19 protein-coding genes and 1 riboswitch are annotated in these 25,667 nt (G+C 71.7%); of the genes, 14 read left to right on the forward strand and 5 right to left on the reverse strand.

From position 1 onward, the window contains the following. Positions 1-74 precede the first annotated feature (74 nt). Complete coding sequence (mfd, locus tag OHS81_RS22180) at positions 75-3,620, forward strand: transcription-repair coupling factor (protein ID WP_328386424.1); 3,546 nt, start codon at positions 75-77, stop codon at positions 3,618-3,620. Between the two features lie 501 nt (positions 3,621-4,121). Here mfd and cpt read toward each other — a convergent pair. The 3 genes from cpt to OHS81_RS22195 form a co-directional block, all read right to left on the reverse strand. Next, positions 4,122-4,658: a chloramphenicol phosphotransferase CPT gene (cpt, locus tag OHS81_RS22185; RefSeq protein WP_328386425.1), complete on the reverse strand. Its 537-nt coding sequence runs from the start codon at positions 4,656-4,658 to the stop codon at positions 4,122-4,124. A gap of 17 nt (positions 4,659-4,675) precedes the next feature. Further along, positions 4,676-6,256 (reverse strand): DUF2079 domain-containing protein, encoded by a 1,581-nt coding sequence (locus OHS81_RS22190; RefSeq protein WP_328386426.1) that lies wholly within the window; start codon positions 6,254-6,256, stop codon positions 4,676-4,678. Positions 6,257-6,470: 214 nt separating this feature from the next. Beyond that, a complete protein-coding gene (locus OHS81_RS22195) occupies positions 6,471-6,977 on the reverse strand; it encodes an amidohydrolase family protein (RefSeq protein WP_328386427.1) in 507 nt (168 codons plus the stop codon). On the opposite strand from OHS81_RS22195, the gene OHS81_RS22200 reads away from it, so the two are divergent. From OHS81_RS22200 to OHS81_RS22210, 3 genes are all read left to right on the forward strand, one after another. Beyond that, a complete protein-coding gene (locus OHS81_RS22200; RefSeq protein ID WP_328386428.1) occupies positions 6,961-7,341 on the forward strand; it encodes a MerR family transcriptional regulator in 381 nt (126 codons plus the stop codon). The genes OHS81_RS22195 and OHS81_RS22200 overlap by 17 nt on opposite strands. A 356-nt stretch (positions 7,342-7,697) precedes the next feature. Next, positions 7,698-8,336, forward strand: coding sequence for a SurA N-terminal domain-containing protein (locus OHS81_RS22205; RefSeq protein ID WP_328386429.1), 639 nt, complete (start codon positions 7,698-7,700; stop codon positions 8,334-8,336). Positions 8,337-8,474: 138 nt separating this feature from the next. Continuing rightward, a complete protein-coding gene (locus OHS81_RS22210) occupies positions 8,475-9,500 on the forward strand; it encodes a nucleoside triphosphate pyrophosphohydrolase (RefSeq protein WP_328386430.1) in 1,026 nt (341 codons plus the stop codon). A 46-nt stretch (positions 9,501-9,546) separates the two neighbouring features. Here OHS81_RS22210 and OHS81_RS22215 read toward each other — a convergent pair whose 3' ends face one another. Then, entirely contained in the window at positions 9,547-10,773 is a 1,227-nt protein-coding gene (locus OHS81_RS22215; protein WP_328386431.1) for an MFS transporter, read from the reverse strand. Between the two features lie 264 nt (positions 10,774-11,037). On the opposite strand from OHS81_RS22215, the gene OHS81_RS22220 reads away from it, so the two are divergent. The 10 genes from OHS81_RS22220 (at position 11,038) to OHS81_RS22265 (ending at position 23,020) form a co-directional block, all read left to right on the forward strand. After that, positions 11,038-11,913 carry a LysR family transcriptional regulator gene (locus OHS81_RS22220; RefSeq protein WP_328386432.1) on the forward strand — a complete coding sequence of 292 codons (876 nt, stop codon included), beginning with the start codon at positions 11,038-11,040 and terminating at the stop codon, positions 11,911-11,913. Between the two features lie 228 nt (positions 11,914-12,141). Further along, entirely contained in the window at positions 12,142-13,398 is a 1,257-nt protein-coding gene (locus tag OHS81_RS22225; RefSeq protein WP_328391334.1) for a cytochrome P450 family protein, read from the forward strand. 297 nt (positions 13,399-13,695) lie between these two features. Beyond that, positions 13,696-14,634, forward strand: coding sequence for a transglycosylase family protein (locus tag OHS81_RS22230; protein WP_328386433.1), 939 nt, complete (start codon positions 13,696-13,698; stop codon positions 14,632-14,634). A gap of 251 nt (positions 14,635-14,885) precedes the next feature. Further along, positions 14,886-15,057: riboswitch (cyclic di-AMP (ydaO/yuaA leader) on the forward strand. Positions 15,058-15,064: 7 nt separating this feature from the next. Next, positions 15,065-15,736, forward strand: a complete 672-nt coding sequence (locus OHS81_RS22235; RefSeq protein ID WP_328386434.1) for a transglycosylase family protein — start codon at positions 15,065-15,067, stop codon at positions 15,734-15,736. Positions 15,737-16,067: 331 nt separating this feature from the next. Next, complete coding sequence (gene eno / locus OHS81_RS22240; RefSeq protein WP_328386435.1) at positions 16,068-17,390, forward strand: phosphopyruvate hydratase; 1,323 nt, start codon at positions 16,068-16,070, stop codon at positions 17,388-17,390. A gap of 156 nt (positions 17,391-17,546) precedes the next feature. Next, the gene (locus OHS81_RS22245; RefSeq protein WP_328386436.1) at positions 17,547-17,999 is read left to right on the forward strand and encodes an FtsB family cell division protein; all 453 of its coding nucleotides are present in this window, start codon (positions 17,547-17,549) and stop codon (positions 17,997-17,999) included. Between the two features lie 101 nt (positions 18,000-18,100). Continuing rightward, positions 18,101-18,679 (forward strand): DUF501 domain-containing protein, encoded by a 579-nt coding sequence (locus tag OHS81_RS22250; protein ID WP_328386437.1) that lies wholly within the window; start codon positions 18,101-18,103, stop codon positions 18,677-18,679. Continuing rightward, positions 18,676-19,644, forward strand: coding sequence for a Ppx/GppA phosphatase family protein (locus OHS81_RS22255; protein WP_328386438.1), 969 nt, complete (start codon positions 18,676-18,678; stop codon positions 19,642-19,644). The genes OHS81_RS22250 and OHS81_RS22255 overlap by 4 nt, the downstream gene beginning before the upstream one ends. Positions 19,645-20,097: 453 nt before the next feature. Then, positions 20,098-21,489, forward strand: coding sequence for an NAD(P)/FAD-dependent oxidoreductase (locus tag OHS81_RS22260; RefSeq protein WP_328386439.1), 1,392 nt, complete (start codon positions 20,098-20,100; stop codon positions 21,487-21,489). A gap of 199 nt (positions 21,490-21,688) precedes the next feature. After that, positions 21,689-23,020 (forward strand): cyclopropane-fatty-acyl-phospholipid synthase family protein, encoded by a 1,332-nt coding sequence (locus OHS81_RS22265; protein ID WP_328386440.1) that lies wholly within the window; start codon positions 21,689-21,691, stop codon positions 23,018-23,020. 61 nt (positions 23,021-23,081) lie between these two features. Here OHS81_RS22265 and OHS81_RS22270 read toward each other — a convergent pair whose 3' ends face one another. Then, the gene (locus OHS81_RS22270; RefSeq protein WP_328386441.1) at positions 23,082-25,643 is read right to left on the reverse strand and encodes an ABC transporter permease; all 2,562 of its coding nucleotides are present in this window, start codon (positions 25,641-25,643) and stop codon (positions 23,082-23,084) included. Between the last annotated feature and the right edge of the window lie 24 nt (positions 25,644-25,667).

Here is a 25,667-nt window from a genome sequence, read left to right on the forward strand (position 1 = left end):
TACGCTTGGCAGCCCCGGCCCGTGAGACGTGTCGGGCTGCTGCGTTGTTCGCCTCGCTGGGACGGAATCTTCTGATGAGCCTGACTGGTCTGCTCGACGCCGTCGTACGGGACCCGGCGCTCGCCGAAGCGCTGCAGGCCGCGGCCGACGGGAACCGGCCGCATGTGGATCTGGTGGGGCCGCCCGCCGCCCGCCCGCTCGCGGTCGCCGCACTGGCCCGGCAGGCCGGCCGCCCGGTGCTCGCGGTGACCGCCACCGGCCGGGAGGCGGAGGATCTCGCCGCCACGCTGCGCAGCCTGATGCCGGCCGGCGAGGACAACTCCGTCGTGGAGTTCCCGTCCTGGGAGACGCTGCCGCACGAGCGGCTCTCGCCGCGCTCGGACACCGTCGGCCGGCGCCTGGCGGTACTGCGCCGGCTCGCCCACCCGCGCACGGACGACCCGACGGCCGGCCCCGTCTCCGTCGTCGTCGCGCCCATCCGCTCCGTGCTCCAGCCGCAGGTCAAGGGCCTGGGCGACCTGGAGCCGGTGAGCCTGCGCACCGGGCAGAGCGCCGACCTCGAAGAGATCGTCGACGGCCTGGCGGCGGCCGCGTACGCCCGCGTCGAGCTGGTCGAGAAGCGCGGTGAGTTCGCGGTCCGCGGCGGGATCCTGGACGTCTTCCCGCCGACCGAGGAGCACCCCTTGCGGGTGGAGTTCTGGGGCGACGACGTCGAGGAGATCCGCTACTTCAAGGTCGCCGACCAGCGGTCCCTGGAGGTTGCCGAGCACGGCCTGTGGGCGCCGCCGTGCCGTGAACTGCTGCTGACCGACACCGTCCGGGAGCGGGCGGCGGCGCTCGCCGAGAAGCATCCCGAACTGGGCGAACTGCTCGGCAAGATCGCCGAGGGGATCGCCGTCGACGGCATGGAGTCGCTGGCCCCGGTCCTGGTGGACGACATGGAGCTGCTGCTGGACGTGCTGCCGGCCGGGAGCATGACGCTGGTGTGCGACCCGGAGCGGGTGCGTACCCGGGCCGCCGACCTGGTGGCGACCAGCCAGGAGTTCCTGCAGGCGTCCTGGGCGGCCAGCGCCGGCGGGGGAGAGGCGCCGATCGACGTGGGCGCGGCCTCCCTGTGGGGCCTCGCGGACGTCCGGGACCGGGCGCGCGAGCTGGGCATGATGTGGTGGTCGGTCAGCCCCTTCGCGTCCGGCGAGGAGCTGGAGGGCGACGGCGACACCCTCAAGCTGGGCATGCACGCCCCCGACACCTACCGCGGTGACACCCAGCGGGCGCTGGCCGACACCAAGCAGTGGCTGGCGGACGGCTGGCGCACGCTGTTCCTCACCGAGGGACACGGCCCGGCGGCCCGTACGGTCGAGGTCCTCGGCGGCGAGGGCATCCCGGCCCGCCTGGACGCCGACCTCGCGGAGCTCTCCCCGTCCCTCGTCCATGTCTCCTGCAGCACCCTCGACAACGGCTTCATCGACCCGGACCTCCGGATCGCCGTCCTCACCGAGACCGACCTCTCCGGCCAGAAGGCGGCCGGCAAGGACGGCGCCCGGATGCCGGCCCGCCGCCGCAAGACCATCGACCCCCTCACCCTCGAAGCCGGCGACTTCATCGTCCACGAGCAGCACGGCGTCGGCCGCTACATCGAGATGGTGCAGCGCACGGTCCAGGGCGCCACCCGCGAATACCTCCTCGTCGAGTACGCGCCCGCCAAGCGCGGCCAGCCCGGCGACCGCCTCTACATCCCCACCGACCAGCTGGAGCAGGTCACCAAGTACGTGGGCGGCGAGGCCCCCACCCTGCACCGGCTCGGCGGCGCCGACTGGACCAAGACCAAGGCGCGCGCCAAGAAGGCCGTCAAGGAGATCGCCGCCGACCTCATCAAGCTGTACTCCGCGCGGATGGCGGCGCCCGGCCACACCTTCGGCCCGGACACCCCCTGGCAGCGCGAGCTGGAGGACGCCTTCCCGTACGCGGAGACGCCCGACCAGCTCTCCACCATCGCCGAGGTCAAGGAGGACATGGAGAAGTCCGTCCCCATGGACCGCCTGATCTGCGGCGATGTCGGCTACGGCAAGACGGAGATCGCGGTCCGCGCCGCCTTCAAGGCCGTCCAGGACGGCAAGCAGGTGGCGGTCCTGGTCCCGACCACGCTGCTCGTGCAGCAGCACCTCGGCACCTTCACCGAGCGTTACGGCCAGTTCCCGGTCAACGTCCGGGCGCTGTCCCGCTTCCAGAGCGACGGCGAGGCCAAGGCCGTCCTCGAAGGGCTGCGCGACGGCTCCGTCGACCTCGTCATCGGCACCCACCGGCTGTTCTCCTCCGAGACCAAGTTCAAGGACCTGGGCCTGGTCATCGTCGACGAGGAGCAGCGCTTCGGCGTCGAGCACAAGGAGCAGCTGAAGAAGCTCCGCGCCAACGTCGATGTCCTGACCATGTCCGCCACGCCCATCCCCCGCACCCTGGAGATGGCGGTGACGGGCATCCGCGAGATGTCCACGATCACCACCCCGCCCGAGGAGCGCCACCCGGTCCTCACCTTCGTCGGCCCCTACGAGCAGAAGCAGATCGGCGCCGCCATCCGCCGTGAACTCCTGCGCGAGGGCCAGGTCTTCTACATCCACAACCGCGTCGAATCGATCGACCGCGCCGCCGCCCGGCTCCGCGAGATCGTGCCCGAGGCCCGTATCCAGACCGCCCACGGGCAGATGGGCGAGTCCCAACTGGAGCAGGTCGTCGTCGACTTCTGGGAGAAGAAGTTCGACGTCCTGGTCTCCACCACGATCGTCGAATCGGGCATCGACATCTCCAACGCCAACACCCTGATCGTCGAGCGCGGCGACAACTTCGGCCTCTCCCAGCTCCACCAGCTGCGCGGCCGGGTGGGCCGCGGCCGCGAGCGCGGCTACTCCTACTTCCTCTACCCGCCGGAGAAGCCGCTGACCGAGACCGCCCACGAGCGGCTGGCGACCATCGCCCAGCACACCGAGATGGGCGCGGGCATGTACGTCGCCATGAAGGACCTGGAGATCCGCGGTGCGGGCAACCTCCTCGGCGGCGAGCAGTCCGGCCACATCGCCGGCGTCGGCTTCGACCTCTACGTACGGATGGTGGGCGAGGCGGTCGCCGACTACCGGGCCTCCCTGGAAGGCGGCGTGGAGGAGGAGCCCCCGCTCGAGGTCAAGATCGAGCTCCCGGTCGACGCTCATGTCCCGCACGACTACGCGCCCGGCGAGCGGCTGCGCCTGCAGGCCTACCGTGCCATCGCCTCCGCCTCCTCGGAGGAGGACATCGCGGCCGTCCGCGAGGAGCTGGTCGACCGCTACGGCAAGCTGCCCGAGCCCGTCGAGAATCTGCTGCTGGTGGCCGGTCTGCGGATGCTCGCCCGCTCCTGCGGGGTCTGCGACATCACGCTCCAGGGCTCCAACATCCGCTTCGGCCCGGTGGAGTTGCGCGAATCGCAGGAGCTGCGGCTCAAGCGGCTCCACCCCCGTACGGTCCTCAAGCCGGCCACCCGTCAGATCCTGGTGCCGCGCCCGGCCACCGGCAAGATCGGCGGCAAGCCGTTGGTCGGGCGCGCGCTGCTGGCGTGGGTGGGGGAGTTCCTCACCACCGTTTTGGGCTCTTAGCCGTTTTGGGCTCGTAGCCGTTTTGGGCTCGTAGCCCCGCTTCCCACGTTGTCGGGTGCGGCGCCGTGTGTCGTCTGTTTTCGCCTCCGGCGGGGTGGGTGGTGTTTGGGCGGGGGCCGCTTGCTGTTCGTGGTGGGTGCCGGTGGCGGGCCTCCGGGGCCTGTGTGGTGGACTGCTTCGCTTTACGTCCACCACACAGGCCCCTCCGGCCCGCCACCTCCCGCCCGGGACGGCGCCCCCCGCCCGGTGGGGGTGAAGGTTTCAAAGACCAGTAGCTGGGCCCGCACCACGATGCGGGCCCAGCTACTGGTCTTTGTCTGTTCCTTCACCCCCACCGGGGTGGGGCCCCACAACCCACCCCGGAGGCCCCGAACCCGGCACCCACCACAACAGCCGGGACCCCACCCCAAACACCACCCCCCGCCGAAGGCGGCAACCCCACGACAACCACCCCCGCTCCCGCCGAAGGCGGGAAAGAACAACAGAAAGAAAAACGGCGGATCACCCGGCAACGCGCGCGGCAATCCCCCGGGCGCAGACGCCCGGATCCGTGGAGGTCGTGTCGACCTCCAGGTCGTAGCGGACGCCCTCGTGGACCAGCGCGGCCTGGGTGGCGGCCATGCCCACCACCCGGTCCCCGCGGGCGAGTTCGCGGGCGGCGGCGGTGCCGGGGTCACAGTGGACGCCGACCCACAGCACCGTCAGGCCGTCCAGCGCCCGGCGCCAGCGGTCCTGGCCCGCGCCGCCGTCCAGGAAGACCTCGTCGAGGATGATGCCGGTGCCGGCCCGGGCCATCGCCGCGATGCCGTGCAGCCAGCCGGTCTGCAGTGCGCGGAACGCGGGCCCGACGGAGACCGTGCCGTCGGGGGCGAGTACCAGCCCGTCCGGGGAGGCCATCAGGGCGGGCGGCAGGGCAGCGATGAAGGTGTCGACGCCGAAGGTCAGCCAGGGGCGGGGCAGGGTCTCCTGCAGGGCGCGGGCGAGGGTGGAAGTGCCCGCGCTGGAGCCGCCGTTCAGGACGATCACATCGGTGGTCATCGCGGTACCGTACGCGTTCAGCGGGCGGATGTCCGGTGAAATACCAGCAGGTCCCCGGCGCCGCCCAGGACGACGTAGGTGGACTTGGGGTGGCGGGCGGCGGCATCCGCCAGCGCCTGGCGCGGAGTGCGGTTGTCGCGGAGCTGCACGGCGACGTACTCCGGCGACAGACCGCCGGTGTCGCCGATCCAGAAGACCCGGGTCCGGCCGGCCAGGCGGCTCAGCGGCCGGATGTCGGACTCCACGCTCGCGCCGTCGGGTATCCGCGCCAGCAGCTTCTCGGCGGCGGTGACGTCCGGCGGGGTGCGGTAGGTGGCGCCTTCGGTGAGGCGGGCCAGCGGAAGTGTGGTGGTCAGCGCGAGGGCCACGGACACCACGGCGGCCGGCAGATGGTGGGCGTACGAGCGCAGCCAGGGCCGGGCGGAGACCCGGGCCCCGGGCAGGGCGTCGATCAGGGCGAGGAAGACCACCGGCATCAGGACGGCGTTGTAGTGCCAGTCGGTGCCCCAGTAGTGCGGCTCGTGCGACAGGAAGCGCCAGCCCAGCGTGGGCAGCGCGACCAGCAGCAGCGGGGAGCGCAGTGCGAGCAGGCCGGTGGTGGGCAGCAGCACCCACAGCGTGGTGCGCACGGCCGTGACGAGCGGGATGGTGAGGCCGCCGCCGTCCGCGCCGAACTTGCTCCAGTAGTCGTACGAGCCGGAGCCGTTGAACCCCGGTATCAGCACGCCGAGGGTCACGGCGGTGGCGCTGAGGCCGAAGGCGACCAGGCCGATGGCCAGCGGGCTGGCCCGCCGGGTACGGATCAGGGCGAGCGCACCGATGACGGCCGCGGTCACCCCCAGGTCCTCCTTGACCAGCACCAGGGGCGCGGCCCAGCACACCACCGCGGTCCACCGTCCGCGCAGCACCGCTTCGAGCGCGAAGGCGATCAGCGGCAGCGCAAAGGCGATCTCGTGGAAGTCGAAGTCGACGGCCTTCTGCACGCCCCAGGACGTGCCGTAGGCGACGCCGACCGCCAGGCCCGGGACGCGGCCCAGAGCGCGGGTCGCGGCGCGGGTGACCGGTATCGCGGACAGCGCGACGAGCGCGGCCTGCGCGATCAGCAGGGTCAGGGGGGAGGGAAACAGCCGGTAGAACGGGGCGAGCACGACGAGTACGGGACTGAAGTGGTCACCGAGGATGTTGGTGCCGGGGCCCTTGAGGTCGACGATCGGGGCCCGGAAGTGGGCGTAGCCCCGTATGGCCTGCTCGAAGATGCCCAGGTCCCAGGAGGACGTGGACAGCGTGCGGAAACGGTAGAGGGCCAGCAGCGTAAACGCGACGAAGAAGAACCCCGCCGTCCAGTACGGGTCGAAGCGAGGGGCGCGCAGGGGGGCGGTCCGGGTGCGCAGACGGTGCGCGGTGCGCCGCAGCCGGCCGGGCCGGTCCGGTGGCGGTGCGCCGGTGGCCGTGGCCTCGTGGCCGGCCGGGGGCGGGGCGGACCGGGGCGCCGGTATGGACTCGGCCGGGGCAGCGGTCCGGGGCGGCGGCACGGCGCCGATGTCCTCCCCAAGAATCCGTCCGGGGGCGCCCCCAGCCGTTACTGCGGCCGTGTCCATGCGGATCCTCACTCTCAACTGTCGAAAAGATACTCGAAGCGGAGCCCCGGCCGGCCCGGCGACCGCTGCGACCGTGAGGGCGGGGGTGGCACGGGGACAGGCCGTGGCAAGGGAGTGGCAGTGGGTCAGACGCGGGCGCCGGCCGGTCCGTTCCGGGGCGGCCCGCCCCTCGGCTCCGACCGGCTACGGTCACGGACGCTTCGCCGGCCGGCGGTCAGCAGACTCCCAAAAGCTGCCCCACAGTCCCTCCCAGCACCCTGTCACGGACCTCACCGGGAGAGGTGACTCGTTCGACCGTGGTACGAGTGAGCACGGGATCGCCATAGGGGGCGTCCGAGCCGAAGAGGGTGCGCTCGGGGATCTCCTGGACTGCCATCCGCACCGCGAGGATGAGGCTGGCCGTGGAGAGTTCCAGGTACCTGCCCGGGGTGTCCCGCACCAGTTCGATGGCCTCCATCCAGTGCACTCCGTCGAGCTGACTGATCACCAGCGGAACCGCTCGGTACCGGGTGGCGAGCCGGGCGAGGGTACGCAGGTCCTCGGCGGTGGTAGGAGCGAAACCGTGCACCACAACCGGTAGTCCGCCGTGGTCGTGCGCGGCCCGCAGCACGGGTTCGATCCGTGCGGCCTGGCCTGCCGGAGGGGTGAGCTCCCCGATCCCGCGCAGTCCCCGCCCCACCACGTCGCGCTCGACCACGGCCGCGATGTGGACGGTGCTCATCGGACTACTGGCCAAACGGACCGGGACCAGCGAACGCCTCCTGCGCCATGACGAGCGGGCGGGCCTGCTGCGACCCGAGCGTCTGCCCAACGGATACCGCACGTACGACGAGGGAGCCGAGGAAGCGGTACAGCGGATCCGGGCCCTGCTCGCGGCGGGACTGCCGACCCGGGGCATCCGTCAGGTGCTCCCCTGCACCACAGCCGAGGCAACGGTGCTGCCGTGCCCCGGGATCCTGGACGCGCTACGCACCCGGCTGCGGACGCTGGACCGGCGGTCTGCCGAGATCGCTACGGCCCGGAAGATCCTGCAGCGGACCATCACCACCGCTGAGGCCGCGTCCGGCGTGCCCACACCGCCCTGACCGGAACAGGCGCCGGGTGAGCTGGAGGGGCCCGTCAACGGCCGTTCGGCGCGGCGGCGTTGGGGGGGGGACGGCGGCGAGCCGGTCCGGCCGGCGGCCCCGTATCGGTTGTTGCAGGTCAGAGGGCTGTCGTCATCCGACTCTGCCGCGGATTCCGCTGCTTCGATCATGTTGCCGACGCCATGGCCGTCGGTAGCCGTGCAGCACGCCGAGGGCGGTGGCGGCGAACCGGCGCCCGGGAGCAGAACCGTCCCCGTCCCAGATCGTTGGCCGAAGCAGTGGCCTGGGCCACGCCGACTCCATAGCATCGATCCACCAAGGTCGAGACTCCGTCGCACGATCTGCCGGGAGGCCATGTGTTCCGCCGTAGGACAGCGCTCTCCGTATCCGCCACCGCAGGCCTGCTGGCCGCGGCCCCGTTGCTCGCGGCCTGTGGCAGCGATGCCCATCCCGGGGCCGCGGCCCTCGTGGACGGGAAGCGGATCACCGTCGCGCAGCTGCAGGCGAAGGTGAAGGATGTCCGCGCCGCGCAGGCCAAGTCGCCGCAGGGTGATCAGCTCATCATGAACACCGGCCGGCTGAGCCTGGCCACTCTCAACGGCATGATCTTCGACGAGGTGCTGGCCCGCGGCGCGCACGATGCCGGGGTGACGGTCACCCGGCGCGACGTCCAGCGGTGGCGGGCCCAGGCGGAGAAGCAGGCCGGCGGCGCCGACCGGCTGAAGGAGATGTGGCTCCAGCAGGGCATCGCCCCCGACGAGATCGACGCCATGGTCCGCAATCAGCTGCTGCTCGACGGCGTCGCCCAGCGGCTCGGCGCGGACCGCGGCAAGCCGCAGGGCCAGCAGAAGCTCGCCCAGGCCCTGGCCAAGACCTCCCGGTCCATGGGGATCGACGTCAATCCGCGGTTCGGCAAGTGGGACGACCACCAGGTCATCCTCGGCGAGACCAAGGACCCGTGGATCACCAGGGAGCCGGCGAAGCAGCAGGCCTGAGGCCGGCTGTATCCGGGTGGTCGGCCGTATCCGCGGTGGTCGGTCCGTTCGGGGTGAGCGAAGGGGGGTGGGGCGGGGCCGCCCACCGCCCCCCCACCGCCGCCCGGCGCTGTCAGTGCGGTGCGTTACGTTCGAGGCGTGAACGCTGACGCCTCTGCCGCCGACACCGGCGCCGAAGCCCGCCCCGAGGGCACCGGCACCGGACGCCTGGTCCTGCTCACCACCAGCCACCGGGTCGCGCCCGGACTCCTGTCCTGGCCCGCCTGGCAGATCCTGCGCGGGGCGGACCGTGTGCTGTGTGCCGACCCGGACCATCCGCAGCTGCCCTATCTGCGGGAAGCCGGCATCGAGGTGGAGACGGCCGCCCCCGCCGCCCGCGAACTCGTCGACTACTGCGTGCCGGGCGACCGTACGGCCGTCGTCCTGACCTCGGCGGACGGCGAGAGCGCGCTGACCGACGGCCTGGCCCGGCTGGCCGGTTCCGGCCGCGAGACCATGCCGGACCTGGAGCTGCTGCCCGGCTCCTACGACCTGCCCGGTGCCCGGCTGCTCGATCTCGTCCAGGTCATGGACCAGATCCGCGCCGCCTGCCCCTGGAGCAGCATCCGTACCCACCGCGACCTCGCCAAGTACGGCATCGAGGAGGCGTACGAGCTGGTCGAGGCGATTGAGGAGGACGACCGCGAGGCGCTGCGCGAGGAGTTGGGCGATGTCCTCCTCCAGGTCGTCTTCCATGCCCGGATCGCCCAGGACGACCCCGACGAGCCGTTCTCCCTCGACGATGTCGCGGGCGGGATCGTCGAGAAGCTGATCCGCCGCCATCCCCATGTCTTCGGGGAGGCGGACGCGGCGACCCCGGAGGACGTCAGGGCGCAGTGGCTGCGGGTGAAGGCGGAGGAGAAGCAGCGCGATTCGGTGACCGAGGGCGTTCCGCTGGCCCAGCCCGGTCTGGCGCTGGCGGCGAAGCTCGCCTCGCGCGCCCGCACGGCAGGGCTCGATGTGGCGCCCCCGGCCGGACAGGGCGTCGGGTACGAACTGCTGGCGCTGGCGATGCGGGCCGAGGCGGAGGGCGTGGACCCGGAGGCGGCACTGCGGGCGGCGGCGCGTGCCTACCGGGATGCGGTGGTGGCTGCCGAGGCCGAGGCCGGGGCCGGGGCCGTCTGAGGCCGGAGCTGTCCGAGGCCCGGTCCTGAGGCCGGCGCCGCCCCCGTCACGACGTGACCGAAGCCGCCGTTTCGCCGGTGGCCGCCGGTCCCCGCTCCGCGTAGCGGTTCGCCGTCCTGCGACGGCGCCGCAGCCGCTCGGCGAGCCAGAGCCCCGCGGCCGTCACCGCCAGCGCGGCACCCAGCGCGCACACCCCGCTCCAGCCGCCGGCGCCCCACACCACCGACGTCAGCGCCGAACCGACCGCGCCGCCCACGAAATAGCTGGTCATATAGGCCGAGTTGAGGCGGTTGCGGGCCTCGGGGCGGACCGCGTAGACCAGGTTCTGGTTGCTGATGTGGACCGCCTGCGCGGACAGGTCCAGCACGATCACCCCCGCCAGCAGTGCCGCCGGCGACCAGGTGCCGCCCGCTCCACCGGCGGCGAGCAGGCCCCAGGACCCCAGGAGCAGGAAGGCCGCCGCGCCGGTGACATGGTGTGCCAGGCCGCGGTCCGCCAGCCGTCCGGCCACCGAGGCGGACAGCGAACCGGCTGCGCCCACCAGCCCCAGCAGACCGATGGCCGACTCCTGCCAGCCGTAGGCCGGGCCGGACAGCAAGAACGCCAGCGCCGTCCACAGCACGCTGAAGCCCGCAAAGGTCAGGGCGCCCAGCGCGCCGCGCCACCGCAGCACCGGCTCCTGGGCGAACAGCGCCAGCGTGGAGCGCAGCAGCGCCGGATAGCGCAGCCCGGCGGGGGTGCGCAGTGCGGGCAGCCGGAGCCGCAGCAGCACCGCCATCAGCAGCATCAGCGCCGCGTTGACCCAGTACACGGTGCGCCAGCCGCCCAGCTCGGCCAGGAGACCGGCGGCCGTACGGGCCAGCAGGATGCCCAGCAGCAGCCCGGTCATGACGGTGCCGACGGTCCGGCCGCGTTCGGCGGGCGCCGCGAGGGTCGCCGCGTACGGCACCACGACCTGGGCGGCGACCGAGGTCAGTCCGGTCAGTGCGGTGCCGGTCAGCAGGAGGGCGGCGTTCGGCGCGCTCGCGGTGACGGTGAGGAAGGCCGCGGTCGCCGCGGTCAGGGTGACGGCGAGCCGGCGTCGCTCCAGCAGGTCGCCGAGCGGGACGAGCAGCAGCAGGCCGAGGCCGTAGCCGACCTGGGCGACGGTGACGACCAGTGCGGCGGTGGACGAGGAGAGGTGGAGATCGCTGCCGATGACGTCCAGCAGCGGCTGGGCGAAGTAGTTGCCGGCGACGGACAGTCCGGCGGCGACCGACATCAGCAGCAGCATGCCGCGCCCCGGGCCCGGCCGCGGGCCCGCCGTGCCTCCCGTGACCGGCTCCGGTATGTGCCCGGCTTCCCTGTCATGACCTTCCCTGTGTCCTCGTGCCCCGGTACCTCTGCTCTGCTGCACCGCTTCACCCCTTTACTGCCCTGCTGCCGTACCGCGCACGGCCACGTCCCAGCCTGGGGCCCTCTCGATCGATGAGTCCAACACATCGTTGTCATCGCATCCATCGTTAATCGAGATCGCTGCTCCTTAGGATCGGTGGGTATGGAGCTCCAGCAGATGCGTTATGTGGTCGCGGTGGCCGAGACCGGTGGGTTCACCCGGGCCGCCGAGCGCTGCCATGTGGTGCAGTCCGCGCTCAGTCATCAGATCGCCCGGCTGGAGAAGGAGCTCGGGGCCCGGCTCTTCGACCGGACCAGCCGCAGTGTCCGGCTGACGGCCGCCGGTGAGGCCTTCGTTCCGGTCGCCCGGCAGGCGCTGGAGGCGGCCGAACGGGCCCGCGCCGAGGTGGCGGCGGCGACCGGGGAGGTGCGCGGTCGGCTGGCGGTCGGCGCGATCTCCACCGTCGCGGCCGTGGATCTGGCCCGTGAGCTGGGCGCTTTCCGGAGGCGCTGCCCCCGGGTGCGGATCAGCCTGCAGATGGAGATGAGCGACCGGCTCCTCGAGCAGGTGCGGCAGGGCGTCCTGGACGTCGCCTTCGTCGGGCTGGTGCCCGGCGCCCGCACCGTCGGCGTGCGGGAGAAGGAGCTGGCGCGCGGGGAACTGGTCGCGGTGGTGCCGCCGGGGCATCCGCTCGCGGAGCGGGAGTGGACCACGCTGTCGCGGGTGGCGCGGGAGACGTTCGTCGACTTCACGGCGGGGTCCGCGGCCCGCAGGCAGCGCGATGAGGCGTTCCGGGCGGCGGGGCTGACGTCGGAGGTGGCGTTCGAGGTGACCACCGTCGAGTTCCTGGCGAAGCTGGTGCGGGCGGGCCTGGGGGTCGGGATGGTGCCGGAGGCCATCGCCTCCGAGCTGACCGGGCTGCACCTCGTGCGGGTGCGGCCGGCGCCCGAGCGCACCGAGCGGGTGGTGTGGAGCGGTCTCGGCCCGTCGCCGGCGGCCGTGGAGTTCCTGACGGGGCTGGGGGTGGATCCGGCGTAGCGCCGGGGGGCCGGCGTAGCGCAGGGGGTGCGGCAACGGCCGGACGGCGCGCGGGCGCACCACGGTGTGCCCAAAGGTTACGGTCGGAAGGTGCACGACAAGCCCGACGCCCCCGATGCCGACGCCCCCGCCTCCGCGGGCCGCCCAGCCGCCGACGCCCCCGCGGGCCCGTCTCCCGCAGCCGACGCCCCCGCGGGCTGCCCCGTCTCCGACGCCCCCGCGCCCGAGCTGTTCACCTGGGAGTTCGCCGCCGACCCCTACCCCGCGTACGCCTGGCTGCGGGAGCATGCGCCGGTGCACCGGACCCAGCTGCCCAGCGGCGTCGAGGCCTGGCTGGTGACCCGCTACACCGAGGCGCGGCAGGCGCTCGCCGACGGCCGGCTGTCGAAGAACCCGGTGCACCACAGCGAGGCCGCGCACGGCAAGGGCAAGGTCGGCATCCCCGGCGAGCGCAGCGCCAACCTGATGACGCATCTGCTCAATATCGACCCCCCGGACCACACCCGGCTGCGCCGGCTGGTCTCGAAGGCATTCACCCCGCGCCGGGTGGCCGCCTTCGCCCCGCGGGTCCAGGAGCTGACCGACCAGCTCATCGACCGGTTCGCGGCGAAGGGCGAGGCCGACCTCATCCATGAGTTCGCCTTCCCGCTGCCCATCTACGCGATCTGCGACCTGCTGGGCGTGCCGCGCGAGGACCAGGACGACTTCCGCGACTGGGCGGGCATGATGATCCGGCACGGTGGGGGGCCGCGCGGCGGTGTCGCCCGGTCCGTGAAGAAGATGCGCGGCTATCTCGCCGAGCTGATCCACCGCAAGCGCGAAACCCTCGGCGACACCGCGGAGGCGGACGAGGATCTGATCTCCGGCCTGATCCGGGCCTCGGACCACGGCGAGCACCTCACCGAGAACGAGGTTGCCGCGATGGCCTTTATCTTGCTCTTCGCCGGTTTTGAGACGACGGTGAACTTGATCGGCAACGGCCTCTACGCCCTGCTGCGCCACCCGGCCCAGCGCGAGCTGCTGCAGAAGTCGATCACAGCGGGCGACACCGACCTGCTCACCACCGGCATCGAGGAACTGCTGCGTTACGACGGCCCCGTGGAGCTGGCGACCTGGCGGTTCGCAACGCAGGAGCTGACCCTGGGCGGGCAGCGGATCGCGAAGGGCGACCCGGTCCTGGTGGTGCTGGCCGCCGCCGACCGCGATCCGGCACGCTTCACCGAGCCGGATGTCCTGGATCTGACCCGTCGTGACAACCAGCACCTGGGGTACGGGCACGGCATCCACTACTGCCTGGGTGCACCGCTCGCCCGGCTCGAAGGGCAGGCTGCTCTGGCGACGCTGCTGACCCGGCTCCCGGACCTCCGGCTCGCGGCGGAACCGGACGCCTTGCGCTGGCGTGGCGGGCTCATCATGCGCGGACTGCGGTCGCTGCCGGTGGAGTTCTCGCCCGAACGCCCTGACCAGCAACAAGGGCAGAAGTGACAGAGAGTCAGGTGCGTGACCTTCGCGTGATCTGCACTACACCGACTTGTGACTACCCGTGACCCCGGCTACCTTTCCACCGACGATCGACGGGCTTCACCCGATCGGCCGAAGCGGTGATGTGGGGGACCGGTGTAACGGTGCGCCTCGTGCGCGTCGGCCGGGCGGGTGCCCGTCGAGCAGCTCGCAGAGCTCGTCGTACAACTCAACCGCCGCGCGAAAGGCATCCGCATGCGTTCCGGGAACGGCCGACATCGTCGACCCCGCCAGGCACCGGCCATCTTTGTCACGGCGGGAGTGACCGGCGCAGGTTTCGCCCTGCCGCTGCTCGCCGCGAGTGGCGCTCACGCCGCCGACACCGCGACCTGGGACAAGGTCGCCCAGTGTGAGACCGGCGGCGTCTGGAGCGCGGCTTCGGGCAACAGCTACTACGGCGGGCTGCAGCTCACCCAGGAGATGTGGGACAGCTACGGCGGCTCGGCCTACGCCTCGCGTCCCGACCTCGCCAGCCGCTCCCAGCAGATCGCGGTGGCCGAGTCGATCCTCGACCACCGCGGCCCGGACGTCTGGTCGGGCTGTGCGGTGAGCGCCGGTCTGGCCAAGGACGGCCAGGCGCCGGAGGTCGACCCGGGCAGCGTCGCCACCCCCTCGCCCGACCCGTCGGACGACGGCGGCTCCCCGGACCCCTGGGACTCGTCCGGCAGCCCTGACGCGTCCGGCTCCGCCGGGGCACACGACCGGCCCGGCGACGAGCCGTCCGATCCGACGCCGTCGCCCGACGCCTCGGACTCCGCCGGAACGCACGAGCCCGGCGACGAGGCCTCGGGACCGGCGACGCCGGGCGGCCGGGCCGATGACCCGTCCGATGACCCGTCGCGGCCGGCCGACCCGTCCGCCGATCCGTCCGAGGGCGGCAGCCGTACGGACACCTCCGGCACGCCGCGGGAGACGCCCGCGAAGGGCAAGCACCGCGGCGGTGCGGGCGGCGAGGGCGCCGACGACGGCGGCAGGTCCGGCGGCCGGCACGCCTCGCGGGGTGACGCCGAGCGCACCGGCCCGGCGGCCGACGGCGACTACACCGTGCGCCCGGGTGACACGCTGTCAGCCATCGCCTCGGCCCACCGGCTGTCCGGCGGCTGGGCCGCGCTCTACGACCGCAACGAGGGCGTCATCGGCTCCGACGCGGACCTGATCAAGCCGGGCCAACTGCTCGATCTCGGGCACTCCGCGGGGTAATTCGCCGCCGTTCGACCGCTTTTGGGAAAGTGAGACAAGGGTCTCGTTGACTCGGGTGAACCCCGGTATGTGCCGCCTCGGCAAACCGGGGTTCACCTGCGGGTATGTGACCTACTCGTGATCAAAAGCGGTCAACTTGGTCCAGATGATGGGGTTTGAACCCCAAGCCCATTACTGCTTAACGTCAGGACCGCTCGCCAAAGCGGGCCCTTTGATCACACGCCGAATCCTGCCGGTGATCGGAGGCACTTGACGCGCAAGCGCCGAAGGCAGGAGCGGGGGAACCAAGGTAAGTGCCGGCCCCGCCCGTGAAAGCGGGCCAACCGGCTTGGGGTGAAGCCACGTGCGTCACGCGCACGCGGCCGGGCGATTCTCACAGCCCGAACCCGACAGCTCACCTCGTAGGCGTCGGTGAGGAAACGAACCAACCATGCTGATCATCAAGGGCAAGCACCGTCGTCCGTCCAAGGCCGTCCGCGTCGCCACCCTCGCCGGCATCGCCGGTGCTGCCGTGGCCGTCCCGCTGATGGGCGCCACCTCCGCCTCCGCCGCCTCCGTCTCCACCTGGGACAAGGTCGCCCAGTGCGAGTCCGGCGGCAACTGGTCGATCAACACCGGTAACGGCTACTACGGTGGCCTGCAGTTCTCCAACTCCAGCTGGGCCGCCGCCGGTGGCACCCAGTACGCCGCGCGCGCCGACCTGGCCAGCAAGTCCCAGCAGATAGCCGCCGCCGAGAAGCTTCTCGCCATCCAGGGCCCGGGCGCCTGGTCCTGCGCCGGCGCCGGCAACCTGACCTCCGGCGGCCCCGCGGCCGACGTCGACACCTCCGGCTCCGCGCAGACCAAGTCCGCGCCCCAGCAGGACCAGGGCTCCGCCAAGGCCGAGACGAAGAAGGCCCCGGCCGCCCCCGAGCAGCACGCCTCGCGCTCGACCGAGCGCAAGTCCATGGGCCACGGCAACTACACCGTCAAGGCGGGCGACACCCTCGCCAAGATCGCCAAGGCGCACGGCACCGACTGGAAGTCCGTCTACAAGGCCAACAAGTCGGTCATCGGCGGCAACCCGAACCTGATCTTCCCGGGTCAGAAGCTCAACGTCTGAGTCTCCCCTCACCGGAATCAGGCGGGCCCGAGCGGCGAGCCCCCTTCCCGTGTGAGACCTCTGTGAGACCGCTTCCTGTGTGAGTCCGCCCCGCCCGGCGCGCCCTTCCCCCAGCGCGTCGCGGCGGGGCTTCTCTCGTCCGGCGCCGTGACCGGACCGCCGCAGCCGAGGCGGCTGCACGCCCGTGACCGGCGACGTTCCAGGTTTTTTCCCGTTCCGCGAACAATGCCGCTAAATGCCCCGCGAACTGGGCCTTTGGGAAGTTTTCCGGGCTGTTCCGTCCCACGGAGCGGGCCAAGGGCGGGTGGACGCACCCCGGGCCGTTAGGCTCATGCGCAGAACGCCAGACACCCACGAAGGAGACAACGTGCCGTCGATCGACGTCGTCGTAGCCCGCGAAATTCTCGACTCGCGAGGTAATCCCACGGTCGAGGTCGAGGTCGGCCTCGACGACGGCAGCACCGGCCGTGCCGCCGTGCCGTCCGGCGCCTCCACCGGCGCCTTCGAGGCCATCGAGCTTCGTGACGGCGACCCGAACCGCTACCTGGGCAAGGGCGTGGAGAAGGCCGTCCTGGCCGTCATCGAGCAGATCGGCCCGGAGCTCGTCGGCTACGACGCCACCGAGCAGCGGCTGATCGACCAGGCCATGTTCGACCTGGACGCCACCGACAACAAGGGCTCGCTCGGCGCCAACGCCATCCTCGGCGTCTCCCTCGCCGTCGCGCACGCCGCCTCCGAGGCCAGCGACCTCCCGCTGTTCCGCTACCTCGGCGGCCCGAACGCGCACGTCCTGCCCGTCCCGATGATGAACATCCTGAACGGCGGCTCGCACGCCGACTCCAACGTGGACATCCAGGAGTTCATGATTGCCCCGATCGGCGCGGAGTCCTTCTCCGAGGCGCTGCGCTGGGGCGCCGAGGTCTACCACACCCTCAAGAAGGTCCTGAAGGAGCGCGGGCTGTCCACCGGCCTCGGTGACGAGGGCGGCTTCGCCCCGAACCTGGGCTCCAACCGCGAGGCCCTGGACCTCATCCTGGAGGCCGTCAAGCAGGCCGGTTACGCCCCCGGCCAGGACATCGCGCTCGCGCTGGACGTCGCCGCCTCCGAGTTCTACAAGGACGGCAAGTACCAGTTCGAGGGCAAGGACCGCTCGGCCGCCGAGATGACCGAGTACTACGAGGAGCTGGTCGCGGCCTACCCGCTGGTCTCCATCGAGGACCCGCTGTTCGAGGACGACTGGGCCGGCTGGAAGGTCATCACCGACAAGCTCGGCGCCAAGGTCCAGCTCGTCGGCGACGACCTGTTCGTCACCAACCCCGAGCGCCTGGCCCGCGGCATCGAGGAGGGCTCCGCCAACGCGCTGCTGGTGAAGGTCAACCAGATCGGCTCGCTGACCGAGACCCTGGACGCCGTCGAGCTGGCCCAGCGCAACGGCTTCAAGTGCATGATGTCGCACCGCTCCGGTGAGACCGAGGACGTCACCATCGCCGACCTCGCCGTCGCCACCAACTGCGGCCAGATCAAGACCGGCGCCCCGGCCCGCTCCGAGCGCGTCGCCAAGTACAACCAGCTGCTGCGCATCGAGGAGATCCTCGACGACGCCGCGGTCTACGCCGGCCGCTCCGCCTTCCCGCGGTTCCGCCACGGCAGCTGACCGCAGACGGCCCGCTGCCCGCCCCACCGGGGCGGAGGGCCGATCGGGCGAGGCAACCGCCCGGCACCCCGTACGTCCCCGGCGACGGTCCCGTACCGTTGCCGGGGACGTGCCTGCTTGAAGCAGTCAGGCGTCCGTCAGTGAAGGGGAGGCGACGTGCCCGCGGACCGGTTCTCGACCGCGACCCGACTCAAGGCGCTCGGTGAGCAGGCCGCCGCCCGCGTCTACCGCGCCCGCCCGCCCCGCCGTAACCGCCTCACCGGCCGCGCCGCCCTGCTGGCGCTGGTGATGTGCTCCCTGGTGGTCGCCCTCGCGTACCCGATAAGGCAGTACGTCTCCCAGCGCTCCGACATCGCCGACCAGCGCCGCAAGGCCCAGGACGCGGGCGCCGCCCTCGACCGGCTGCGCGAGCAGAAGGCCCGCTGGCAGGACCCCGACTACGTACGCCAGCAGGCCCGTCGGCATCTGCACTACCTCATGCCGGGCGAGACCGGCTATATCGTCCAGGACGGCTCCGCCGCCGGCTTGGCACCGAAGGGGCCGCAAGCGGCGCAGCGCCCCTGGTACGAGAATCTGTGGGACACCGTCGACGCGGCCGACAAGCACTAGCCCCCCGGCTGCCCGTACCGCCGCCGGGCGGCAGCCCGTAGTGTCGGGGCCGGACGGCCCGCCCCGCCGCCACCTCACCACTCACCTCACCGAAAGCGCACATGGACACCCCCCCGCCCCAGACCGAGCCCACCGAGCCCACCGACGCGGACATCGCCGCCTTCCGGGAACAGCTCGGCCGCCCGCCGCGCGGCCTGCGCGCCATCGCGCACCGCTGCCCCTGCGGGCAGCCGGACGTCGTCGAGACGGCGCCGCGCCTGGAGGACGGCACGCCCTTCCCCACGCTCTACTACCTCACCTGCCCGCGCGCGGCCTCCGCGATCGGCACGCTGGAGGCCAACGGCGTGATGAAGGAGATGACCGAGCGGCTGGCAGCCGACCCCGAGCTCGCCGCCGCCTACCGGGCCGCCCACGAGGACTACATCCGCCGGCGGGACGCCATCGAGGTGCTGCAGGGCTTCCCGAGCGCGGGCGGTATGCCGGACCGGGTCAAGTGCCTGCATGTCCTCGTCGGCCATTCGCTGGCCGCCGGGCCGGGCGTCAACCCGCTCGGCGACGAGGCGCTGGCGATGCTGCCGGAGTGGTGGAAGAAGGGGCCGTGCGTGACCCCCTGCCAGGACACCTCCGGCGGCCCGGACGCCCCCGGAGCCCGGGACGCCGCCGAAGGAGACGCCAAGTGAAGCGGGTCGCCGCCATCGACTGCGGTACGAACTCCCTCCGGCTGCTGGTCGCGGACGTCTCCGTGCCCGAGGGCTCCTCCGGGCCCGGGGCGGCAGGAGAGCTCAAGGACCTCGAACGCCGGATGGAGATCGTCCGGCTGGGACAGGACGTGGACCGCACCGGGCGGCTGGCGCCCGAGGCGCTGGAGCGCACCTTCGCGGTCTGCCGCGAGTACGCCGCGGTGATCAAGGACCTGGGCGCCGAGCAGGTCCGCTTCGTGGCGACCTCCGCCTCCCGGGACGCGGAGAACCGCGAGGACTTCGTCCGCGGCGTGCGGGACATCCTGGGCGTGGTGCCCGAGGTGATCACCGGCGACCAGGAGGCGGAGTTCTCCTTCATCGGTGCCACCAAGGAGCTCACCGGCCGCGCGGATCTGGCGCGGCCCTTCCTGATGGTCGACATCGGCGGGGGCTCGACCGAGTTCGTGCTCGGTGCCGACTCCGTCCGCGCCGCCCGCTCGGTCGACGTCGGCTGTGTACGGATGACCGAACGGCATCTGGTGCACGGCGGTGAGATCAGCGACCCGCCGACCCCGGGGCAGATCAGTGCCATGAAGGCCGATATCGCCGCGGCGCTGGACCGGGCCGGGGAGACCGTCCCGCTGGGCGAGGCCGCCACCCTCGTGGGCCTGGCCGGCTCGGTGACCACGGTCGCCGCGATCGCGCGGGGCCTGGAGGGGTACGACTCCGGAGCCATCCACCACTCCGTGATCTCCCTGGCCGAGGTCCGCGAGATCACCGAGCGTCTGCTGACCTCCACCCATGCCGAGCGCGCGGCCATCCCCGTGGTCCACCCGGGCCGGGTCGATGTGATCGGCGCGGGTGCGCTGGTGCTGCTGTCGGTCATGGAGCGGACCGGCGCCGAGAAGGTCATCGCGAGCGAGCACGACATCCTCGACGGCATCGCCTGGAGCCTCGCCGGCTGAGGGGCGCCGACGAAGCGGCAGAGGCCGGCAACGGCCTCTGTCGAGGAGCCTTTTGAGCGGGTGTGATGCCCGTCTGAGCGCACTTCAGGGGGTCTGGGAAGGCTCCGCGGAGGGGCCCGCGAAGAAAGTTCGTGAAATCCTTCACATGAAAAAGCCTCCCGTTGGGCGAACAATCTGATCGTCCGACCCTCATTCGAAGGCTCCAGGGTCTTGCGACCCCGAAAATGCGCGGCGGCCGGTGCGCGGGCGGCGCGCTGACGGAGACGGTGGTTCACCCGCCCGACGGGCGACAATCCCTGATCAACAGGGGTCTCCAACGCCTCGCGTGACACGGTGGTTCCGGTTTGGACTATGGCGTCGGTCACGAAGCCGGCGGAGTGTAGCAGATGCCCCCCGGTTGCTTGTGAAGGGGCTCACGAGCGACCCCCCATGTGGGGGTGGATACTCGATTGCATGAGCACCACGGAGCGTCCCAGGATCCTCGTTGTAGGCGGTGGGTACGTAGGCCTGTACGCGGCACGTCGCATCCTCAAGCAGATGCGGTACGGCGAGGCGACCGTCACGGTCGTCGACCCGCGCTCGTACATGACGTACCAGCCCTTCCTCCCCGAAGCTGCAGCCGGCAGCATCTCCCCCCGCCATGTCGTGGTGCCGCTACGACGCGTGCTTCCCAAGGCGGAGGTTCTCACCGGCCGGGTCACCACCATCGACCAGGACCGCAAGGTCGCCACGATCGCCCCGCTGGTCGGCGAGGCGTACGAGCTGCCCTTCGACTACCTGGTCATCGCGATGGGCGCGGTCTCCCGTACCTTCCCGATCCCCGGCCTGGCCGAGAACGGCATCGGCATGAAGGGCGTGGAAGAGGCCATCGGCCTGCGCAACCACGTGCTGGAGCAGCTGGACAAGGCCGACTCCACGACCGACGAGGACGTCCGCCGCAAGGCGCTGACCTTCGTCTTCGTGGGCGGCGGCTTCGCGGGTGCGGAGACCGTCGGTGAGGTCGAGGACATGGCCCGCGACGCCGCGAAGTACTACAACAACGTGAAGCGCGAGGACATGCGCTTCCTGCTGGTCGACGTCGCCGACAAGATCCTCCCCGAGGTCGGCCCGAAGCTCGGTGCCTACGGCAAGGAGCACCTCGAGGGCCGCGGGGTCGAGGTCTACCTCAAGACCGGCATGGACTCCTGCGTCGACGGCCACGTGAAGCTCAACAACGGCCTCGAGGTCGACTCCAACACCATCGTGTGGACCGCGGGCGTCAAGCCGAACCCGGCGCTGGCCCGCTTCGGTCTGCCGCTCGGCCCGCGCGGCCACGTCGACACCGGCTCCACCCTCCAGGTGCAGGGCACCGACTACATCTGGGCCGCCGGCGACAATGCCCAGGTCCCGGACATGGTCGGCCGCAAGAACGGCAACGAGAACGCCTGGTGCCCGCCGAACGCGCAGCACGCGCTGCGGCAGGCCAAGGTCCTCGGCGACAACGTGCTCTCCGGTATGCGGGGCTTCCCGCAGAAGGAGTACAGCCACGCCAACAAGGGTGCGGTCGCCGGTCTGGGCCTGCACAAGGGCGTCGCGATGATCGTCATGGGCAAGATGAAGATCAAGCTCAAGGGCCGTCTCGCCTGGTACATGCACCGCGCGTACCACGGCATGGCGATGCCGACGTTCAACCGCAAGATCCGGGTCTTCGCGGACTGGACGCTGGCCATGTTCCTCAAGCGCGAGGTCGTCTCGCTCGGCGCCATGGAGAACCCCCGCGAGGAGTTCTACGAGGCCGCCAAGCCGGCGCCGGCCCCGCCGACCGCCGCCGAGGCCGGGGACAAGACGAAGGCCAAGGCTTCCTGAATTCCCGGTCGGGTACTCCGACCAGCCCGAAGGGCGTCCGCCATCCGTGGGGCGGGCGCCCTTTGGCGTGTCCGCTCTGGCGAAAACCGGGCGGTGTGCGGTTCTCTTGCGTGTGAACGGGACTATCCGGGCGCCCCATTGGCGTTTACGTGGTGGGTGAATCTTCTTTGCCCGACTCGTCAACACGGAGGTGTGCGACATGGCCGACGCCGCTGGACGGCTCACCAAGCTCGCCGAGGAGGTGCTGGGAGTCCCGCTCCCGGTGCGTATCCGCGCCTGGGACCGCAGCGAGTCGGGCCCGCCGGGGGCACCCACACTCGTCATCCGCCATCGCCGGGCGCTGCGCCGGCTGATGTTCAAACCGGGCGAGCTGGGCCTGGCCCGCGCCTGGGTGGCCGGCGACCTCGACATCGACGGCGATCTCTACGACGCGCTCGACCGGCTCGCCGGACTGATCTGGGAGCGCACCGACGCCCCCACGCCGCACCGCGCCCGCATGCTGCGCGCCCTGGCCCGTCCGGAGATCCGCGCCGCCGCCCGGGAGCTGCTGACCCTGGCCGGCGCCCCCGTCCCGCCGGCGCCGCCCGCGGAGGAGGTCAGACGCCGCCGCGGGCCGCTGCACACCCTGCGGCGCGACAAGGAAGCCATCAGCCACCACTACGACGTCGGCAACGACTTCTACGCCCTGGTGCTCGGCCCGTCCATGGTCTACTCCTGCGCCTACTGGGGGACCGCCGAGGACGGCGTCGCCACCCTGGAGGACGCCCAGCGCGGCAAGCTGGACCTGATCTGCCGCAAGCTCGGACTGCGGGAGGACCTGCGGCTGCTGGACGTCGGCTGCGGCTGGGGCTCGATGGTGCTGCACGCGGCCCGCGAGTACGGCGTACGGGCGGTCGGCATCACCCTCTCCGAGGAGCAGGCCACCTTCGCCCGTAAGCGCATCGCCGAAGCCGGGCTGGCCGACCGGGTCGAGATCCGGGTGCAGGACTACCGCGAGATCCACGACGAACCGTTCGACGCGATCTCCTCGGTCGGCATGGCCGAGCACGTCGGCCGCACCCAGTACGCGGAGTACGCCGACGCCCTGTACGCGCTGCTCAAGCCCGGCGGGCGGCTGCTCAACCACCAGATCGCCCGGCGGCCGGTCACGGACGAGGAGACGTACCACGTCGACGAGTTCATCGACCGCTATGTGTTCCCTGACGGTGAACTGGCGCCGCTCGGCCGGACCGTCGGCCAGCTGGAGGAGGCCGGATTCGAGGTGCGGGACGTGGAGGCGATCCGGGAGCACTACGCCCTGACGCTGCGGCACTGGGTCGCCAACCTGGAGGAGCACTGGGACGAGGCGGCGCGGCACACCTCGGTCGGCCGGGCCCGGGTGTGGCGGCTGTACATGGCCGCGTCCGCGCTGTCCTTCGAGCGCAACCGGATAGGAGTCAACCAGGTGCTGGCCGTCCGTACACCGGAGTCCGGGACCTCGGACCTGCCGTTGCGGGCGCGTGAGTGGCGCACCGGCACCCACCGCGGCTGAACGCCGCCCGCCCGCTGCCGTGAGGGAGCGGGCGGGCGGGCAACGGGACCGCGCCGGGGCGCTATTCGGCCTTGATGGCGGCCAGCATGTTCAGCCGCGCCGCCCGGAACGCCGGCCACAGGGCGGCCAGTATGCCGACGAGCGCGGCCAGGCCGAGGAAGATGCCCATCCGGGCCCACGGCAGCACCAGTTCGTAGGTGGGCAGGTGGGCACTGATCAGCCGGCCGACCGCCCAGCCCATGAACACGCCGAGCCCGATGCCGAGCACCCCGCCGAACAGCGAGATGACCAGCGACTCCAGCCGCACCATCCGCTTGATGCCGCGCCGGTCCAGGCCGATCGCCCGCAGCATGCCGATCTCCTGTGAGCGTTCGAAGACCGACATCGCCAGGGTGTTGACGACCCCGAGCACCGCGACGATCACGGCCATGGCCAGCAGGCCGTAGAGCATGTTCAGCAGCAGGGTGAACATCGAGGCGATGGCGTTCGAGACGTCCTTCTTGTCCGCGACGGTGACCGCCGGGTTCTTGCCGAGCGCCTTGACCAGGTCGTCCTTGTGCGCGTCGGTGGCGCCGCCGGCCATCTTGACCAGCAACTGCTTGTCGCTGATGTCCTTCTGGTGCGGAGCCAGGGTGCGGTTGTCCAGGTAGACGCCGCTCAGCATCTCGTTGCCCTTGTAGACGCCCGCGACCGTCAGCGTGGACTTCTTGCCGTCCTGGAACGTCACGGGGAGGTGCGAGCCGGCCCGCCAGCCGTTGCGGGCGGCGGTGTCCTCGTCCACCAGGACCCGGTCGCCGCGCAGGGTGCCGAGCGACCCCTCGCTGATGTCGGGCCGGACGAGCGAGCCGAACTGTGCGCCGTCCACACCGGTCAGCCGGGTCGGCTGCCGGGCGGCGGCGTTGGTGCCGATCGCCGCCATGCTCTCGCGCAGCGGGGTGACGGCGGTGACGCCGGGCGCCTCGCGGACCTGCTTCTCCGCGGTGGTGGGCAGCTGTGTGTGGCCCTCCATCGAGATGGTGTAGTCGGCCTTCAGCGCATCGACGGCCAGCTTGTTGATGCCCTGCTGCGTGCTGCCCGCGATCACCGTCATGCCGGTGATCAGGGTCAGCCCGATCATCAGCGCGGAGGCGGTGGTGGCGGTACGGCGCGGATTGCGCAGCGCGTTCTGCCGGGCGAGGAGGCCGGAGATACCGAAGGCACGCAGGACGGGGGCGGCCAGCGCGATCAGCGGACGGGACAGCAGCGGCGTCAGGATGAACACGCCGACCAGCAGCAGCATCCCGCCGCCGCCCAGCATGATCTTGCTGGTGTTGTCGCCGTCGTACACGGAGGTGGCGACGATGACCGAGGCCGTACCGGCGCCCGCGAAGAGCGCCCCGATGGTGTTGCGGACGACCAGGGACTTGGTGGTCGCGGTGGCGTGCACGCTGTTCATTGCGGCGACCGGCGGGACCTTGGCGCCGCGCCGGGCGGGCAGCCAGGCGGCGAGCACCGTGATGACGATGCCGATGCCCAGGGCGGCGACGGTCGCGGAGGGCGAGACCACCAGCGGCCCCTCGGGGAACTTCGTGACGAAGCCGTTCAGCACCTCCCGCAGCAGTGCGGCGAGGCCGATGCCGGCCACCAGGCCCGAGACACCGGCGATCGCACCGACGAAGAAGGCCTCGATCAGCACCGAGCGGGTGACCTGGCGCCGGCTCGCGCCGACCGCCCGCAGCAGCGCCAGCTCCTTGGTGCGCTGGGCGACGAGCATGGTGAAGGTGTTGGCGATGAGGAAGATGCCGACGAAGAGCGCGACGGCAGCGAAGGCCAGCAGCGCGGTCCGCATGCCCTCCATACTCTGGTCGATCGCCTTGGCCTCGGCATCGGCGAGTTCCTTGCCGGTGGCGGTGGTGGCACTGTGCCGGGGCAGCGCCTTGTCGATCGCCTGCTGCAGTGCGGCCTGGGACGTCCCGGCCGTGGCCCGGACGTCGATCTCGCTGTATCCGCCGGACAGTCCGAACAGCTTCTGCGCGGTCTTGGTGTCGAACAGGGCCAGCGAGCCGCCGGCCGCGACCCGGCCGTCGTCGGTGGTGAAGATGCCGGTCAGCTTCTGCTGCCGGACCGGTCCGTCGGCGGATATCCGGACGGTGTCGCCGACGTGGTAGCCGCCCTTCGCCGCGGTGCCCGCGTCCAGCGCGAACTGGTCCGCGCCGGTGGGGGCCGTGCCCTGCTTCAGCGGATAGCGGGCGTCCTTGCCGTCCTTGCCGGGGAAGTAGTTGCTGCCGCGGCTGTTCTCGCCGGACGCGATCAGCTTGCCGTCCTTGTCGCTGACCCCGGTGAAGCCGTTGGCGGTGCCGGTGACGGCGGCGGCGCCGGGGAGACGGGCCAGGGTGCCGAGCGCCTTGCCGTCGAGGCGGGGGTCCTTGGCCGTGGTGGCGCCGGGCTCGTCGGGGGACGCCGGCATCACGGCGACATCGACGTTGTCGAAGCTCTTCTGGGAGCTGGTGCGGAAGGCGTCGGAGAGGGTCGCGGTGAAGACCAGGGTGCCGGAGACGAAGGCCACGCCGAGCATCACGGCGAGGACGGTCATCAGCAGCCGGGCCTTGTGCGCAAGCACATTGCGCAAGGCGGTACGGAACATGAGGGGCAGTCCTGGAGGAGAGGT

Source organism: Streptomyces sp. NBC_00400 (assembly GCF_036048035.1).
GTDB lineage: Bacteria > Actinomycetota > Actinomycetes > Streptomycetales > Streptomycetaceae > Streptomyces.